The organism is Maribellus sp. CM-23, assembly GCF_021354595.1.
Taxonomy (GTDB): domain Bacteria; phylum Bacteroidota; class Bacteroidia; order Bacteroidales; family Prolixibacteraceae; genus Draconibacterium.
In genome coordinates this window covers 321,818-340,769 of record NZ_JADWYJ010000006.1, presented here as the reverse complement: position 1 = coordinate 340,769, position 18,952 = coordinate 321,818, and the positions used below count along the sequence as shown (strand labels likewise).

General features: G+C 42.3%; 10 protein-coding genes. 7 read left to right on the top strand and 3 right to left on the bottom strand.

Annotated features, from left to right (window positions below):
* Positions 1–150: 150 nt before the first annotated feature.
* The 3 genes from tnpA to INQ51_RS20080 form a co-directional block, all read right to left on the bottom strand.
* Positions 151–390 (bottom strand): IS200/IS605 family transposase, encoded by a 240-nt coding sequence (gene tnpA / locus INQ51_RS22765; protein WP_410796520.1) that lies wholly within the window; start codon positions 388–390, stop codon positions 151–153.
* 391 nt (positions 391–781) lie between these two features.
* Complete coding sequence (locus INQ51_RS20085) at positions 782–3,202, bottom strand: glycoside hydrolase family 2 TIM barrel-domain containing protein (protein ID WP_233379780.1); 2,421 nt, start codon at positions 3,200–3,202, stop codon at positions 782–784.
* A 193-nt stretch (positions 3,203–3,395) separates the two neighbouring features.
* Positions 3,396–7,439, bottom strand: a complete 4,044-nt coding sequence (locus tag INQ51_RS20080; RefSeq protein ID WP_233379779.1) for a hybrid sensor histidine kinase/response regulator transcription factor — start codon at positions 7,437–7,439, stop codon at positions 3,396–3,398.
* 302 nt (positions 7,440–7,741) lie between these two features.
* On the opposite strand from INQ51_RS20080, the gene INQ51_RS20075 reads away from it, so the two are divergent.
* The 7 genes from INQ51_RS20075 to INQ51_RS20040 all read left to right on the top strand — a co-directional run bounded on the left by INQ51_RS20075 (position 7,742) and on the right by INQ51_RS20040 (position 18,826).
* Positions 7,742–8,773 (top strand): nucleoside hydrolase, encoded by a 1,032-nt coding sequence (locus INQ51_RS20075; RefSeq protein ID WP_233379778.1) that lies wholly within the window; start codon positions 7,742–7,744, stop codon positions 8,771–8,773.
* Positions 8,774–8,800: 27 nt separating this feature from the next.
* Positions 8,801–9,334 carry a sugar-binding domain-containing protein gene (locus tag INQ51_RS20070; RefSeq protein ID WP_233379777.1) on the top strand — a complete coding sequence of 178 codons (534 nt, stop codon included), beginning with the start codon at positions 8,801–8,803 and terminating at the stop codon, positions 9,332–9,334.
* A gap of 357 nt (positions 9,335–9,691) precedes the next feature.
* On the top strand, positions 9,692–12,859 hold the full coding sequence (locus INQ51_RS20065) for a SusC/RagA family TonB-linked outer membrane protein (protein ID WP_233379776.1): 3,168 nt from the start codon (positions 9,692–9,694) through the stop codon (positions 12,857–12,859).
* A gap of 13 nt (positions 12,860–12,872) precedes the next feature.
* Positions 12,873–14,690, top strand: a complete 1,818-nt coding sequence (locus INQ51_RS20060; RefSeq protein ID WP_233379775.1) for a RagB/SusD family nutrient uptake outer membrane protein — start codon at positions 12,873–12,875, stop codon at positions 14,688–14,690.
* 39 nt (positions 14,691–14,729) lie between these two features.
* Positions 14,730–16,133 carry a DUF3823 domain-containing protein gene (locus INQ51_RS22660; protein WP_317207975.1) on the top strand — a complete coding sequence of 468 codons (1,404 nt, stop codon included), beginning with the start codon at positions 14,730–14,732 and terminating at the stop codon, positions 16,131–16,133.
* Positions 16,134–16,157: 24 nt separating this feature from the next.
* Positions 16,158–17,201 (top strand): PKD domain-containing protein, encoded by a 1,044-nt coding sequence (locus tag INQ51_RS20045; protein WP_233379774.1) that lies wholly within the window; start codon positions 16,158–16,160, stop codon positions 17,199–17,201.
* 149 nt (positions 17,202–17,350) lie between these two features.
* A complete protein-coding gene (locus tag INQ51_RS20040) occupies positions 17,351–18,826 on the top strand; it encodes a glycoside hydrolase family 30 protein (RefSeq protein ID WP_233379773.1) in 1,476 nt (491 codons plus the stop codon).
* The last annotated feature ends 126 nt before the right edge of the window (positions 18,827–18,952 follow it).

The window sequence follows — 18,952 nt, the reverse complement described above, 5'->3', positions numbered from 1 at the left end:
GCTTACTCCAACTCAAGTACATCTCATCAAAGGAATAACCATCAAAAAAAGATGGAAGAACTATTACAGAAAACAAATAAATTTGGAGTTATAACCTGTAAACTTTTTTTAGGACGAGTCAAAGTTGAGCCGCTGTTGCTCTTCAAGGCGTTATTGATCTTCTTGATATTTTGCGTATTTCTTGATCTTGTTCTCATCAAGACCTATAGTGTCAACACAATAGCCTTTGGGCCCAAAGTGATTACCCCAATAGGGCTTTGTACGCAATTGAGGATAACTTTTGAAAATTTTGATGGCTCTTTTGCCTTCCAAAGTGCCCACCAATTGTGAAATCGATATTTTGGAAGGAACACTGACAATCAAATAAACATGATCTTTTTGTATATTCATTTCAATCTTTTCGCATTATTTCCATTCGAGCAACATTGAGATATCATTCTCTAACAATTCTTTCACAAGACCTTCAAGAACTCGAAAATCGATACTTCTGTGTCCATACTACATGATAGGTACACCTGTAAATTACATGATTCAATTTCTTAAAATTACTCATGTAACGAAGTTAATAATTTTAAGGCTTAGCCTATTAAACATTACCACCCCCGAAGGAGGTGGTTTTAACGATTATAATAAATTGATCTTTAATTAATCGGTTGATGGTTTCGAAATTCGCACGTTCTCCTTTAAATGGAGTTCCAGGTTTTCAACTAATGCTGAAATAAAAGTGGCAATGCTTCTCCTTGATATAGCGGAGAGCCCATTTCCGGCTCACCTTTGCGGCTCACTCATTTGTGACTTGAAGCGCGAGGGATTCACTGCGTAAGCCATCAGCATTTACTTTCAGCAGTATAGTGCCCTCTTGCTTTCCGCTTTTGACAACTACCATTGCACGACCATGAAAAGCCTTTCGGTTATATGATACGTAGGAATCTGTATCTTTTATGTCGCCGTTAGCAACCCCGATGATCTCTCCCGGGCCTTCAATCTCAAAATAAAGTCTGTTATCAGCGTTAGGCTGCACTATTCCGTTCGCATCTGTCACTTCTACGGTGATGAATGAAAGATCCTGCCCACTGGCTTTAATCGTGTTTCTGTCAGCGGTTAAACGAATTTGTGAAGCTACCTGGGCAGTATTTAAAATAGTAGATTCCATTTCCTGCTGCTCCTTCACTCCAACCACTTTTAGTTCTCCCGGTTGATAAGGCAAGGTAAACAGGGCTTTGAATTCCTCTTTCCTTCCCGTATTTTTTTCACCCATCAATTCATCGTTAAGATATAGCCTTACTTTTTCATATTTCGAGTAGATCTCAACTTCGACAGCTTTTCCTTCATGTCCGGGCCATGTCCAGCTTTCCCAGGTTGGCCATACACCCCACATGGTTGTATGTATTTTCGAACCTTCCAGCTCAGGCTCACGAACAGCCATGTATAACATCGCGGTATCGTTGTACAATATGCTTCGATAATGTGAAATGGGTTTTCTCCAGCCTGTCAGATCAATGTCTCCACAATAGGATCCGTGCCATGGATAAAGGTCTCTTTCCCAATGTTCGCCCTGAACATCGCCTTCGTAATACCAGCGCCCAATGCCCGATTCTCCCAGGTAGTCGATGGCTGTCCAAACAAAATCACCAATTACATAGGAGTTTTTTTCTACCTGGTCCCAGCCAAAAAAAGCATCTTTCGGATAAGATTCTGACTGAAAAATAATACGTGAAGGAACACGTTCGTGATCCGATTCGGCCATGTGTAACTGGTAGTTGTAGCCACATACATCGTGCTCGGCCATTAGTGGATCAAATATTTCCCATCCTTCTCCCCAGGTGGTCATTGCTGAAGTCACCGGGCGCGTGGGGTCCAGTTCGCGTACTTTATTGGCCAACATCCGGGCTGTTTCAACTGCTTCGGGTTTGGTTCGTTCAATAATTTCATTTCCAATGCTCCACATAATAACCGAAGGGTGGTTGCGGTCGCGCAATACCATAGCCGAAAGATCGTGTTCCCACCAGGTGTCGAACAACGAGGCGTAGTCGTGTTCAAGAGCAGTAAGCGTGGTTTTCTTTTCGCGCCAGCCATCAAAAGCCTCGTCAATCACCAAAAGTCCCAACCTGTCGCAGGCTTCGAGAAAAGCCTCTGACGGCGAATTGTGTGAAGCTCTCACCGCATTGAATCCGGCTTCTTTTAATAATTCAACTTTGCGTTCTTCTGCCCGGTCGTAAGCTGCCGCCCCCAGACAACCATTGTCGTGATGTACGCAGCCGCCGTTTATAAGTACTTTTTGACCGTTCAGAAGGAATCCGTTTTCAGCACTAAAATCAATGCTTCGAATACCAAAAGTATTATCAGTTTTGTCAATTATCTTATTGTTTTTGACAAGCGTAATTTGAGCATTATACAAATGAGGTGTTTCCGGAGTCCAGAGATCAGGATTGTTAACCGATATGTTTTGTATGATTTCCTTCTCTGAGTTTGGAAGCAATTGTACAACTATTTCACCGGTTGCGGCTACTGTTTCATCCTCGCCGGTAATTTTTGTAGAAACTGTTATTTCGTGGCTGGACGAAGTTTCGTTTTTTAGCGTCGTTTTAACTTCCACGGTTGCCTCAGTTTCGCTAATTTCCGGGGTGGTGATGGCAACGCCCCAGTGAGCTATGTGGATGGGCTCGGTCACAATCATCCACACATGCCGGTATATCCCCGAACCGCTGTACCAGCGGCAGTTCTTTTGTTTGGAATTGTCCACTTTAACAGCGAGTACATTTTCGCCTTCAAAGTTCAGGCAGGAGGTGATATCAAAATCAAAGGAAGTATAGCCATACGGCTGAATCCCCAATTTTTCGCCGTTTAGAAAAACTTCTGCATTCATGTATACACCTTCAAAATAACAGGCTACTATTTTGCCTTTCCAGTTTTTGGGCGCTGTAAATGTTTTTCGGTACCAACCTATACCGGTCGGCAAATAGGCCCCGTCGTTCCCTGCCGGGTTCGTGGCATCAAAACTGCCCTCAATGCTCCAGTCATGTGGTAGATCAAGTGAGCGCCATTGCTCATCGTTGAAACCTGTTTCATCAGCACTTGGATCGTCTCCCAGAATGAATTTCCAGTTGTCGTTAAAATTTTGTTTGCGTTCCGGGATTTGTTCGTTTTGTGTGCCACATGCCAAAAAAGAAAAAGCGATAAGTAGGATGATAATTTGTTTCATTTGCTTAAGTTTTTTGAACCTCAAATAAGAGCCGGAAGCGCGCATAAATCATATTATCCTTCAGTTCCGGTAATTTTTTGTTATACGCGTTTTATTCTAATTTATTGGTTTCTAATTTTCATGCAAGATGGCTTTTCCCACAGAGACAGAGGGGGCTGTTTTTAAGCAAAGAATGTCATAAACTCGTCGGGCACTAGGTTTCTTTCAGTTTTTGCAGGTATTCGCTCGGAGTCATTCCAAATTCATCTTTAAAACATTGTCTGAAATAACTACTGCTATTGATTCCGATACTGTACATAATCTCTGAAATGTTGTATTGACCGGTTATTAACAGTTGTTCCGCAAAATTGATCCTGACTTTTCGGATAAACTCATTCGCCGTTAAATTGGTAAGCGCCTTTATTTTCCGGTACATAGTAGAATGGCTCATATTTAGCTGTGCCGCTACATACGAAATATTCATGTCTTCGTCTTCGAGGTTTGCCTCAATTACGCCGGTAAGTTTTTTTAGGAACTCCTTGTCCAGTTCGCCTATCGATTCATTTAACAGCTCTTGCTTTTGTTTGAACTCAGAAGAGTTAGACAGCGAAAATTTTTGCCGAGCCTCCAGGATGTTTTTGAGACGGCTTTTCAGCAAATTACTGCTGAATGGCTTGGTCAGATAGGAGTCAGCCCCAACATCGTACCCCAGCTTTTGATCGTGCAGCGAGCCTTTGGCCGTTAACAGAACAACCGGAATATGGCTGGTTCTTATATCCTGTTTCATTTGCCTGCACATTTCAATGCCATCCATTATGGGCATCATAATATCTGTAATCACAATATCGGGAACTTCTTTACAGGCCGTTTCAAAACCAATTTTTCCGTTTTCCGAGGCAATTATTGTGTAGGTATCACTCAATGAATCGTTGATGTATTCAATAATTTCCGGATCATCATCCACCACCAGAATAACACTTTTGGCGTTTTCTTCTGTTTCTTCGATCGGAGTTTCTTCCGGGTAGTAATGAATCGCCTCGGGGTAACTGTTTTTGGTTAAAAACCTTACTTTAAAAACAGTTCCTTCATTCAGTGCACTAACAACATTTATTTCAGCCTCGTGCAGTTCCACCATGTTTTTAACCAGTGCCAGGCCAATTCCGGTTCCTTTTAGCGGGTGACTTGCGTTTTGAGCCTGATAGTACCGGTCAAAAATACGCGGCAGGTCATCCTCCGGAATACCATAACCCGTGTCGGATACTACGATCTCAGTGTATTCAATGTTTTCTTCCAGGTATTGCTTTAGTTCGAGCGTAATAGTGCCTTTGGGCGTGTATTTATTGGCATTGGAAAGAAGATTGTCCAGGATAATGGAGACCACGTCCGGGTCAAAAAACATGTCGACTTTTTGATTGGGGACAATGATTTCGTAGTCAATGGTTTTGTTTTGGTTCAGGTCTTTGTATTTTTCACCAATTTCGTAAATATATTTTGCCAGGTCGTCTTTTATTACGCTCAGTTTCCGGCTCTTGTTTTCCGATTTTCTGAACTCTAAAATCTGATTGATTGTTTGCAGCAAACGATTGGCAATCCGTTGCATCATATGCAATTTCTTCGACTGTTCAGGATTAAAAGTCTCATCCGAGATCAGATCTTCAAGGGGACCAAGTATTAGCGTCATAGGACTTCTCAGTTCATGGGTAATGTTGGTGAAAAACCGAAGTTTTTCTTCGTTCATTTCCGATTCCTGCTGACGGCTTTTTTTCTCCAGAATCAAATCGTTCTCAATTTTTAATTTGTTTTTGTAAAACCGAAGAGCGTATATCAAAAGAAGCAGGAACATAGCGAAATAAACCAGTTTCATCCACCAGGTCAACCATAAAGGTGGGGCAATTTCTATGGATAACGATTTAATCTGACTGGACCATTCATGGTTTTGCAGTCGTGTTTTCAGGTTAAAAGCATAGCTTCCCGGCTTTAAATTCCGGAAGGTAACTTCATCGTTTTTATTAAGCAGAAACCAGGCGTCGCTAAGTCCCTCCAACTGATAGGCAAATTCTGCTTTTTGGGCCAGCGAATAATCCAAAACATTAAACCTTATTTGAAATGAGTTTTGGTTGTGCTTTAGTTCTATTTCATTGTCAAAAGGCATGTCGATAAATTCATTCAGGTAATTTTTGGCATTGGTTACCGAGAACCCTGAAAAAACTGCCTCCGGAATTTTGTCAACTGAGTTTTCCAGGATTTGGTTAAACCACGACACACCGTTTTGCGAACCAAAATAAATATTGCCCTCTTCGGTTTTCGCCACAGAAGCATTTAAATAATCTCCCTGAACGATCCCGTCGATTACATCAAAATTGCTGACATGCATAGTATTCAGGTCTATATGGCTTATCGTATTGATGGTGCTGATCCATATTTCACTTTCTGATTTTCCTTCAATAACGGCACGAATATCTGTCTGCGTAAGGCCTGATATTTTTCCCATGCGCATTATCGATTCGTCTGTTTCGTCTCTTATCAGGAAAAGATCGTTTTGACTGGCAATCCACATCCGGTTATTGGAATCGCGGTAGATTTGATTGACGGCATAAAAGTCGAATGACTGCCCATAATTCCGAACCAGTTCAAAATTTTGATCGAAAACACATAGGCCTCCGATTAATGTTCCTACCCAAATATTCCCGTTGCCATCTTCCGATATTGCCCGGATCACATTGTCGGGTAAGCCGGAATTTTCTTCCGTATACACACTGTATTCTCCCAACTTTTGGTTATAAACATGCAATCCTATATCGGTGGCGATCCAAATATTTTCTCTCGAATCCTCGTAGAAGTAATAGATCGGAATATTATCCATGTGTTTAAAGCTGTTCAATACCCTGAATTTTTCCGAACGGTTTTCATAAATATAGATTTCGCCGTCAGCTGTTCCAATCCATATATCGTTGTTGTGATCTTTGAGTAAGCTTGTAAAACTCTGACGTTTGGCTGATGGATGGATTTGGTCGATCTGCCTGATCTTTTCTCCACGGTGGTAAATAGCAATTCCCCCCAGGCCGTTTGCCATCCATACCCGGTTTTGCGTATCGACACACATACTGAGTACCGATTTGTCATTCAAACTGTTGGTATTCCCAATGTATGGTAAGTAGATAATGCTGTTAAAGATCCTTGCCTGGCTCGAAATAAAATTGACTCCGGTACCCAAACCGCCAAGCCACATATTGCCAAAAGAATCCATGAAAACAGTCTGTACGGAAAGCCCCGACAATCCTTCAGGCGTTTCGGAAGCCATAATATGTTCAAACCGTGTTTCTGAAGGCTTTGTATCAAAGGAAAAACTATTCAGATCCAAAATATTTAATCCTCCTCCTTCGGTACCAATATATAGTTTATGGTCTTTTGTCTCAGTTACTTTTTGAATGAAATTACCCGAAAGAGAATAATCTTTTTCCGGGTTGTTTCTGAAGTTGATCATCCGCTCGCTTATCGGATTAAACAAGGTTAATCCATTACGGGTTCCAATCCATATGCGATCTTTGGAATCTTTAAAAATACTTGTTACCGTGTTGTCCGAAAGCGACGAGGGATTGTTGGGATCGTGCCTGTAATTAACCGCAGTTTTTGTTTTCAGGTTGATAATACTAAATCCGTCGTTAACATGTCCCACATATATTTTTTCGTTCGAATCATACATTACACACCAATTGTAATTGGAAGCCAGTCCCGGTACATTGGATTGATTGTAATTGGTGAACTTATGTGTTTTTCGGTCTAAAAAATCAATTCCGCCGTCGTAAGTAGCAAACCACATATTTCCTTCTTCATCGCTGTCGATGTGCGTAACACCGTTGGCACTCAGATCATTTTTCTCCGGGTTTTCATAATCGTGTTCGTAGTGTGTAAAAACATGTGTTTTATAATTGTATGCATCAATACCGTTTTTTTCGGAGGCGATCCAAACCACATCGTCAAATTTATCGGCATAAACAAAGTTCAATACATTGCTGCAAATCGAGTTTGTATCTGAATCTGATGTTTTAAAAATCCGAAATGTGTTTGAGTCGAATCTGTTAAGCCCGTCTTTCGTACATACCCAAATAAATCCGTCGCGGTCTTGGGTAATGCTTACCACATTATTATTCGACAGTCCTCTTTCAATACCTAATTTCTCAATTTTTATGGCAAACGAGTTTATCAGAGTTCCGAAAAACAGCAAAAGAGTCAGATTTAATCGTATAAAATAATTCATAGTTTAAGCTTTTTACTGGCTTGGTCAAGTGTAAATTTAATCAAATTCTTCTAAGCTATTTTTCCTAAAACCCATTCACAGAGCGATTGACTGATTTCTGCTTTATGAATGACGAATCACAGACACTGTTTCAGTATAAATGAAAGTAGTTTTACCCTTGCAAGATGTTGAAGTATTGAATATTACAAAGCAGATTGAAAAAATAATGAACAGCGGCAAAAAGATTTATCACCGATCGTGCAGCCATACCGTCGTTGCAATACCTGTTTGGGCTGTAATGAAAAAGCATAATACAATAAATAATGGTTGAGTTAATCAAAATAACCTTTCTGGTATTCTTTGGGTGGATGACTTTCGGTACCCATGCACAGAATGATCTGACGCAATACAAAGAATACATAGATGACAGAGTCCGTGTAATAATCGACAACGATTTTGGCGGAGATCCGGACGGCTTGTTCCAATTGGCTCATCATCTTTTGTCTCCAACGGTAGAAATACGCGAAATCATTGGTTCCAAACAGTACGAGGATGGATTTTACGGATATCCGGGATCTACAGCCTATTCCTGCAAAATGGCTACGGAACTGCTGTCAGTAATGAATTTGAAAGACAGCTATGTTGTATCTCCGGGAGCCGATATCCGATTGGTAGATTTGGCAAGCCCGGTAAAATCGGAAGGAGCCATGGCCATTGTAAAGGAAGCCATGAGAGAAGACACACAAAAACCACTGTATGTGGTATGCGGCGCAGGTTTAAGCAACATCGCAAGTGCTTATTTAATGGAACCACGGATTGCCGGGCGGATTATCCTGATCTGGATTGGAGGACCCGAATACGAAGGACTGGCATGGCCTCCTCCCGGAGCTTCAAAAGAATGGGAGTACAATACCGGAATTGATGTAAAGGCTTGTCAGGTGGTATTCAACCAATCACAAATACAGGTGTGGCAGGTTCCACGCGATGCCTACCGACAGGCATTGACTTCTTATTCCGAGCTTTTGGTTAAAGTAAAAAAACAGGGACCTACCGGCGAATACCTGGTTGGCAGGTTGGAAGATTTAATGAAAAGGGCTAACCGTAACTTGGGCGAAGCCTATGTTTTGGGCGATAGTCCTCTAGTACTTCTCACGGCTTTACAGTCTTCGTGGGAGTCCGATCCTTCATCGAGCAAATACAAAATTCATCCGGCTCCGTTGGTAACAGACTCTGGTTTGTTTGTCGAAAACGAGGCGGGCAGGAGTATCAGAGTATACTATAATCTGGATGTACGCTTAATGTTTGAAGATTTTTTTGCCAAACTGGCTTTTATTACAACCAGAAAGGAAAATTGAATAATACAAAACACTGGAACTAACACTATGAGAATCAGGAAAAGAATATATGTAATAACCTGTCTTTTGATCATCGGCAATTTATTGAATTGCAATGTAAAAGATGATAAAATTATCAGCAGGCAACTCTTTGATTTAAACTGGAAGTTCAATAACACTGACGATCTTTCTGCCTTTCAACCGGATTTCAATGATCAGGACTGGGACAGTATTGATTTGCCGTACAATTGGGCTAAAGATTCACCAAACACACAAATTGGCTGGTACCGGAAACATTTCAAAATTCCTTCGAACTGGATAAACAAGAATATAACCCTCTATTTTGAAGGAATATCTGAAGGATATGAAATAAGGGTAAATGAGAAGGTTGTTTCCAATACACACAAAGAGAAAAATGCTTTTCAAGCCAATATTAGTCCTTATCTTAATGCCTCAGAAAGAAATGTTGTTGCCATTCGAATCGATTCTTCAAAACAAACCAAAGAAACACATCCCTCAGGAGCGGGAATATTCGGTCATGCATGGTTAGTTATCAGAGGCTCGTCGGAACAAAAAGAATAGCCCCCAAAACAGGCTTGCAATAGAAAATAAAAATACAAACGAATGAAAAGCAGCATAAATACAGCGATTACGAATTTGAGACCTTTCTTGACGGATTTCAGATTCACGAATTGTTTCTCTGCATCTATTTTCGTAATGTCCAAAATGAGATTTGGCTAAAACAATAAAACTATTCAAACTAAATTATGATGCCTATGAATGATCTTCATGCCGGATACCGGCAAAAAAAAGAAGCAAGAACTCGACTTTCCCACTTCTTTTAATTCGTCAAATAAATAATTGGAATCACTTATAAAACTATTCAAAATTATGAAAAAAAATCGATGTGTTCATGGACTAAGTCCATGTGTTCGAAGAATGTTTAAGGTTATAAAGCTAACTGTTTTCCTGGCTTTATTTTCCCTTATAGGACTAACTGCATCAGGACAGCAAAAATCGGTTTCAGGAACGGTAACCGATGAGTCGGCTGAGCCACTTCCCGGAGTAACAGTAATGGTGAAGGGAACCACTAACGGAACAATTACTGATACCGATGGAAAATATATGTTGTCAAACGTTTCTGGCAGCGATATTCTGCAGTTTTCATTTATTGGGATGAAAGCACAAGAGATTACGGTTGGTAATCAGGTTACCGTTAATGTGACCCTGGTTCAGGAAAATATAGGCCTCGAAGAGGTGGTTGCCATTGGTTATGGTACAAAATCAAAGAGGAAAGTAACAACCGCTGTAAGTAGCGTTAATGCTGAAGAGTTGACAAGATCGTCTTCTACAACAACAGCAGGTGCTCTTAGTGGTAAAATGGCAGGTTTGTCAACCAGGGCCAAAGATGCACGCCCGGGGAGGGGAATCGACCTTGAAATCCGTAACATGGGAAACCCATTGTATGTGGTTGACGGAATCCCATACGGTGGCGATGCCAGCAGAGACTGGCTGGGAGTATCCCGCATTTCAGGAAACGACGTATTCAACTCCCTGAGCTTGGAGGATATAGAAAGTATTTCTATCCTGAAAGATGCAGCAGCAGCAATATACGGTTTACGTGCAGCAAATGGTGTTGTGCTGATTACAACCAAAAAAGGAAAAGAAGCGGATAAAGTAACCGTTAACATCAATGGTTACTACGGTTGGCAAAACCTGACCCGCTTCCCCGAACTAGCCAATGCCGGTCAGTACATACACGGCCAGGTAGAAGCTGCACAAAATGCCGGAATTGATCCCAGTACGATCTATACAAAAGAAGAACTTGCAAAATGGGAAGCCGGTAATCAGTTAGGCTATAAAAGCTATGACTACTACGACCTGGTTATGCGAAAAAATGTTCCACAGTACAACCTGAATGCGAACGTGAATGGCGGAACCAAACGCTCTAAATATTACATGTCGCTCTCCAGGGTGGGGCAGGAAGCATTAATGAAAGATTTCGACTATGAAAGAACCAACTTCCAGGTTAACTTGTCGAGCAATATTTTAAAAGGCCTTACGCTCGGAACACAAACATCTTTAAAACTGGAAGATACGCGTGATGTGGGCTTGCAAGGTGGCGACGGATATTTTTCTTCATTATTAGCGGTTTTTGCCAATCGTCCTACTGTGGGGCCTTATGCACATGATAATCCGGAATACATTAACAACACCCCCAACAGGCCTGACTTAAACCCGGCTCTTTTTTCGCGTGATATTGCAGGATACAAGGATACTTATACAAAGGCTGTAAACGTCAATCTGTTTGCTGAATATAAATTTGATTTTGGTCTGTCGGCAAAGTACACCTATTCGCAAAACTATACGAATGTATTATTCGACGGATTTCAATACACCTACGACTTGTTTACTCACGACGAAGCGAGTGACACCTATAACAGAACGGGCGGACAAAGTGCCAGATGGAGATTTCAAACGAAAATCGAATCGATGTCCCACTATCACCAGTTTCAGCTGAATTACGCTAAAACATTTGCTGAAAATCATAATTTATCGGCTGTATTTGGGTACGAGAGAAGTGATTGGAACAGGGATTTAACATGGCTTGCAGCCGCTCCAACAAACGATTACATTCCGCTAAATAGCTTGGCAATTTTAACCGGCTATGGCGACGAATGGACTTACCAGGCCAGAGCTGGCTACCTGGGGCGAATCGACTATTCTTATAAAGACAAATATTTATTGCAGGTACTTGGCCGCTACGACGCTTCTTACCTGTATGCTCCCGGACATCGTTGGGGATTTTTCCCTGGAGTATCGGCCGGATGGAGAATCTCGGATGAAGGATTCTTCGAGAAATTGAAAGGCACTGTAAACGATCTTAAATTCAGGGTTTCCGTAGGTCAAACAGGGCAGGAGGCCGGAGTTGGAGTATTTGGGTATCTTCCCGGGTACAGTTTCGGACGCTTTGACAACAATACCGTTGTGCCGGGTTCTGTTTTGGATGGAGAATATGTAACAGGTATGCAGCCACAAGGGCTTCCGGTAACCAATCTTTCGTGGGAAAAACACACCATGTACGATGCCGGGATCGATGCTGCCTTCCTGAAAAACAAGCTTACCTTAACCGCTGATGTATTCAGAAAAGTAATCTCCGGAATTCCGGCTGGTCGCTACGATGTTCTTATTCCCAACGAAGTTGGCTATAGCTTACCCAACGAAAACCTGAATAAAAACGAGTACCGCGGAGCCGAGGGGATGATAACTTATAAGAGCCAGGTGGGTGATTTAAGATACAACCTGAGTGCGAATATAACCTACTCAAGATTCAGGTATGTGGAGACGTACAAGCCCCGGTTTGGAAACTCTTACAACGAATGGCGCTACTCGAGCGAAGATCGTTGGGGAGGCATTTGGTGGGGATACGAGGCCATCGGCCAATTCCAGTCGGTTGACGAGATCAGAAATTACCCGATTGACAACGACGGACAAAACAACAGGACACAACTTCCGGGCGATATTATTTATAAAGATGTGAATAATGACGGGGTTATCAACTGGTTGGACGAAGGCCCGATTGGATATCCCGACGGATGGGCTCCGATGTTAAGCTTTGGAGGTAACATTGGATTGCAGTGGAAAAACTTTGATTTAAACCTGGACTTTGCCGGAGCCGGAATGCAGTCGTGGTTTCAGAATTATGAATTGAGAAATCCTTTCCATGCGGGAGGAAACACACCGGCTTACCTGCTTACTGACAGATGGCACCGCGCCGATCCTTACGATCCGGATAGCGAGTGGATCCCGGGCAGATATCCGGCAATACGGAACAACACAAGTATGAACAACGGCAGAAATTCTGATTTTTGGTTACACGACGTTCGTTTTCTGAGACTGAAAAATGCTGAATTCGGCTATAATTTACCTAAATCACTGCTTGGAAAGAGCGGAATCTCTAACGCCCGCGTTTACGTCAGCGGATCGAATTTATTTTCCATCGACAATGTTCGGAAATTCGGGATAGACCCGGAAATTCAGGCGAATGCCGCCGTGGTATATCCGCAGCAACGGACAATAATGGTTGGTTTCAATTTAACTTTCTAAACTTCAGATAACAATGATGAAAACTAAAATATTATTACTAATGGTTGTTTCGGCAACCCTTGCAATGCTGGTGAGTTGCGATAATGATGCCTGGTTGGAAAGACAACCGAAAAACCGCATCAACGACGATCAGCTGTGGAGTGATCCTGGCTTAATCCTGAGTTTGTTGTCGAACTATTACGACAGGATACCCGGCGATGTATTCAATACGCAGGCTGACTGTCAGATAGATGATGCCATGTGGTCGGGACACAACGACGCCAATTGGCTGAATGATTTCACCTATGGTGACGATTACGGAAGATATTGGGATTATGGTTTTATCCGCGATATTAATTTGGCAATTGAAAACCTGGAGAAGTATTCCACGCTTTCAGAAGAAGAAATCCTGCAGTATAATGCAGAATTAAGACTGATAAGAGCTTTGGTTTATTTCAACCTGGTAAAACGCATGGGCGGTGTGCCGATCATTACCCAGCAGTTGATTTACTCGGGTGGCGGTAACGTTGATTCGTTACAGGTTCCGCGGGCTAGAGAGGAAGAAGTTTACGATTTTATCTACGATGAAATTCAGGAAATAAAAAACAATTTTCCAAATACTGAAAACAGTAATACCCGGGGAAACAAATACATTGCGTTGGCACTGCAGAGTCGTTCTATGCTTTATGCCGGTTCTTTGGCGAAGTATAATAATTTAATGGGGTCTCCCATTACGTTAACCAAAGGTGAAGTCGGTATGCCCGCAGGCAGAGCGAATGAATATTATCAAAAGTCCTTAGATGCTTCATCTGAGATTATTGAAAGCTCCAGGTACAGTCTCGATGACGATTTCTACAAATTGTTTACAGATAAATCTTCTTCCGAAATCATCTTCGCTAAAGACTATTCAAGAGATGCCGAGAAACTGAATTTTTTCACTTATGATAATGTCGTACGGAGTCTTCGTACCGATATTGAAGGTTCTTCCATGGTGTCTCCTTCGCTGGGTTTAGTTGAAAGTTTTAATTACCTCGACGGAAGCAATGGAAAATTAAAAGACAAAGACGCAAACGGTAACTACATCGTATACAGCAATATCAATAGCATTTTTGCCAATAAAGACAAACGTTTTGGTGCAACGGTTATTTATGCCGGCAGCCAGTTTCGTTCAAAAGATGTTGACATACAAGCTGGTGTAGCGGAGTGGAACGGCTCGGGATACGACTTCAAAACAGGAGGGCTGGGAAGTACACAGGCTAATGGAAGCAAGTTGACTGGTTTTGACGGACCTTTGAATGATGCTATGTTTGTAAGTAATACTGGTTTCTATCTGCGGAAACTTGTATCTGAAGATCCGGATGCCGGTATTCGCCCAACACTTGGTGAAAACTGGTGGCCCTGGTTCCGTTTAGGTGAAATATACCTGAATGCGGCAGAAGCAGCTTTTGAGTTAGGAAATGCAAATGCTGTGGGTTACATCAACGAATTAAGACAAAAACACGGAGGATTCCCGGCAAACAGCGTGGCAACGCTTACCAACGATATTATCCGGAACGAACGCCGTGTAGAACTGGCTTTTGAAGATCACCGTTATTTCGACATGAAGCGCTGGAGAATTGCAGACGAGGTATGGAACGGAGAACAAGGCAATCCGGAGGCCATTGTACAAGGATTGTATCCTTATCAAATTTTAAGGGAAGGACATCCGGACAATGGGAAATACATCTTTGAAAGGATTCAGCCCATACGTTTTCGTCAAGCCCGCTTCTTCAGAATGGCCAATTACTATTCTTCGATCGACCAAGGAGCATTGAACAATAACCCAAAACTGGTTAAGAATCCGTTTCATTAGAATAAAACGATTGTTTCTGAACATTAAAAAAGTCAACAAATGAAAAAAATAATAATACTGTTTGCAGCTGTCATAAGTATCGTTTTTACGAGCTGCGAAATTGATAACTACGATGCGCCCGCTGCTATGCTTAGCGGTACCGTGACGTACAACGGGAAACCTGTTGGTGTTCGAACAAACGGAACTCAGTTTGAACTGTGGCAGGATGGTTATGCACTAAATGAAAAAATTGCAGTACACATTGCTCAAGACGGTACTTACACGGCACGTTTGTTTAATGGCGAGTATAAGCTGGTTCGTCTGGCCGGTGCTCCCTGGGAAACTCAAGCGGCCGACACAATCGTGATCAATGTTAAGGGAGATACCCAAAAAGATATTGAAGTAAAACCGTTTTTTACGATCAATGATGAAACTTTCGAGGTAAAAGGAAATGCTGTTGTTGCTGAGTTCGTGGTCAACCAGGTAGATCCTTCCACGGCACTGAAAGATGTAAAGTTGTATCTCAGCAAAAATATCCTTGTAGATGAAAATCAAAAAGATTTTGCATTAAAAGCTGATAACACAACCATAATCTCAGGACAAAAGGTTACGCTGATTGCAACTTTACCCCAAAGTCTGGATAGTGAAACCTACTATTTTGCACGTGTCGGCGTTCGTTCCGACAGATCGAACGAGTTTTATTATACCCAGGTGCAGGAATTGCAAGGCGATCCGAATGGACCCAAAAATCCAACCGCCGATTTTACATCAGTTGTAAACGGCAGGGATGTTACATTCACAGCCACTTCAAAATATGTGGAATCTTTTATGTGGAATTTTGGTGACGGTGAAACTTCAACTGAAGAGAATCCAACGCATACCTATGCCCAGGGTGGGGACTATACCATTACCTTAACGGCCCTGGGAGCCGAAGGAACAATTCCGGTTGTTGTGTCACATGATGTAAATGTTGGGTATGTGCCGGTAGCTATTGAAAACGGTGATTTTCAGCTTCCGGGAACCGGAAAGATTACGACCTGGGATTTGGCACCTGGCTGGACTTGTGACTCGGAAACGACCGACTCTGGTATAGATGGTCCGGACAGTAACGGAAATTATTGGGGGTATTGTTGGAATCAGGAAGGTTCGGTATATCAACTTACTGATCATATAATTCTGGACGGAGAACAATTTAAACTCACCTTTGATGCGTGGGATGCTTATTTTGGAGGTGATAATTTTGTTGCTACACTGTATTACGATACAGGCAATGGAGCCAGAAATATAATTGCTACCAAAACTTTTGCCACACTTGGTAATGGGCTGGAGTTGATAGCTCCTGCTACCGAAGGTTCGGTTGGTGCCCGCCTGGGAGTTGAGTTTAAAGCCAAAGCGATTGGAAACACAGGTTGGGGAAACAATGGTTGGACAGGCTTTGATAATGTTCAATTATTTGCGAAGTAGATTTAATCTTTTAAATGAATGAAAATGAAACATTTTAAAGTATACAATTGGAGGTTATTAGCGGCCACATTGCTTCTCTCATTCTTTGTAGCCTGTACTGAAGACCCGCTTGACCCTACCGGAGACTTTACTTTTTCGGTAAATTCAGACAATACCCTGGCGGTTACTTTTGCCGCCTCAGGAGCCGATGCTATTGCTGTAACATGGGACTTTGGAGATGGGGAAACCTCCACTTCATTGCGTCCCGTACACACATACGAAGCTGGCGGAACTTACCCGGTGGTTTTAACGGTATTAGGAGAAAGTGGCTCTTCTCCGGCAGTTATTACCAAGTCGGTTACAGTGGTTGATAGCCCGGTAGCACAGTTTACTTATGTGGCAAAATACCTGACAGTGTCATTTACCAATTCGACTACATATGGCGTTTCGTATAGCTGGGACTTTGGTGATGGTGAAACATCGACAGAAGAAAATCCGGTACACGTTTATGCCGAAACCGGCGAATACACTGTTTCGCTGACTGCCACTGGCCTGGAGGGATCGATACCCGGCACGTTTACAAAAACGATCAGTGCCGCAGAAGGGATTATTGCTGTTGAGAACGCAGATTTCCAACTTCCGGGAACCGTTAAAATACCTACCTGGGGCCCCATACCTGGCTGGGACAGCGATGAGCAAGCCAACGATTCTGGTATAGATGGTCCGGATGGTAACGGAAACTTTTGGGGGTATTTATGGAACAAAGAAGCTTCCGTATTTAACCTCACTGATCATGTGATCGTTTCCGGTGAAACATTCAGAGTAACACTGGATGTGTGGGATGCCTGGTCGGGTGGTGATAATTTTGTCGTCACATTGTATTACAACTCAGGCGATGGAGCCAGAAATGTACTTGCTACAAAAACGTTTGCCACACTGGGTAATGGTTTGGAACTGATGGCACCCGCTACTGAAGAATCGGTTGGCGCGCGTTTGGGAATTGAACTCAAAGCAAATGCAACCGGTAATGCTGGTTGGCTAAACAACGGTTGGACAGCATTTGACAATATCCATTTGTTTGTGCGATAAACTTTCTTTTTTTAATTGATATAAAAAAGCGCAGGCAGTTTCTGCTTGCGCTTTTTGGTCTAATAACAGCAATTTACCAGGTAAAAACCATAGGTACAGGGAACTTCATGCTTTATCTGAACGAACCCTGGATTAAAAAAATGATTAAAATGAAAAAGAGAACTGCTTCGCTACTATTTATTATAAAGGTATTTACTACAACGGTAAGTGCACAGCAGGTGGATTGGACCGCAAGCACAGAAGGAAAAGTGTGGGAACAATCCAAAACAAAACTAGAGAAAAGTGCACGAATAGATCCTGTTCTGAAAATTGAAGGAGATGAAAACATTGTAACTTTTAAAGCCTGGGGCACCTGTTTTAACGAGCGGGGATGGGATGCTTTGAATATGCTTCCCCGGAAGGAACAGGAGAATATTTTAAGCGATTTGTTCTCTCCGGAAGGCGACTTGCGTTTTACGATGGGCCGTTTTTCGATGAATGGCAACGACTACGCCCGCGACTGGTACAGTTGCGATGAGATAAGTGGCGATTTTGAGCTTAAATATTTTAATATCGACCGGGATAAAACAACTTTGATTCCATTCATAAAGGCAGCGCAGCACTACAATCCGGATCTCTCTTTCTGGATTTCACCCTGGTCGCCACCTTCGTGGATGAAAATCAACCACTATTATTCGGTGGTGAGTAATGCCGAACATAATAAGTTGGATCCCAAACTGGATTACTTGCTTTTCGAAGACATCGAAAAAACATACGACGGTTTATTTCCGGGGAAATTGGCTGTAAACGATTATTTTATCCAGGATCCGCGTTACCTGGAAACTTACGCCAATTACTTCTGTAAGTTTATTTCGGCGTACGACAAAGAAGGTATTCCCATCAATATGGTGATGTTTCAGAACGAACCCTGGAGCTACACGCCTTACCCGGGATGCGCCTGGACACCGGAAGGAATTATCCGCTTTAACGCTGAGTATTTAGCTCCTGCTTTAAAAGAACAACACCCTGAAGTAGATCTTTACTTCGGAACAATCAATACCAATCATTACGAAGTGATCGACGAGGTTTTGTCTGCCCCCCGAATGCCGGAAACTTTTAAAGGTGTCGGTTTCCAGTGGGAGGGAGGCCAGATTCTTCCTCGTCTTCGTGAGAAATATCCGAATTATAAATATGTTCAAACCGAGAGCGAATGCGGATGGGGGGCATTCGACTGGGGAGCAGCCGAACATACCTTTAACCTGATCAATCACTACCTTGGAAACGGTTGTGAGGAATATACTTTCTGGAACGCTATTCTGGCAGATGATGGAGTGAGTGGTTGGGGATGGAAACAGAATGCCCTGATCCGTGTAGATTCGAAAGCAAAGACCACCACCTATACGCCCGAGTATTTTGCGGTAAAACATTATACGCACTACCTCGCACCGGACAGCAAAGTAGTGGCTTTTAAAAACGGAAAAGAAGATAAACTACCGGTAATGGTGGTGAAAAATCCGGAGGGTCAGTATGTTGTTTTTACCGGAAACTTTAGCGACGAAAACAAGGAGGTAACAGTGAAACTCGGCAAGCAATTTCTAAATGTCTCCCTGCGGCCTCATTCTCTAAATACCTTTCAAATAAAATAATTATTGTTTTTCTGTACTACCTGGTGTTATTCTTTTAGTTCAAAATTACCCCGAAAGTGGATTCCATTTTTCGGGGTTTATTTTTATTAGAAACGGTGTTTCAATGATTGAAAAGCGTTTGCCTAA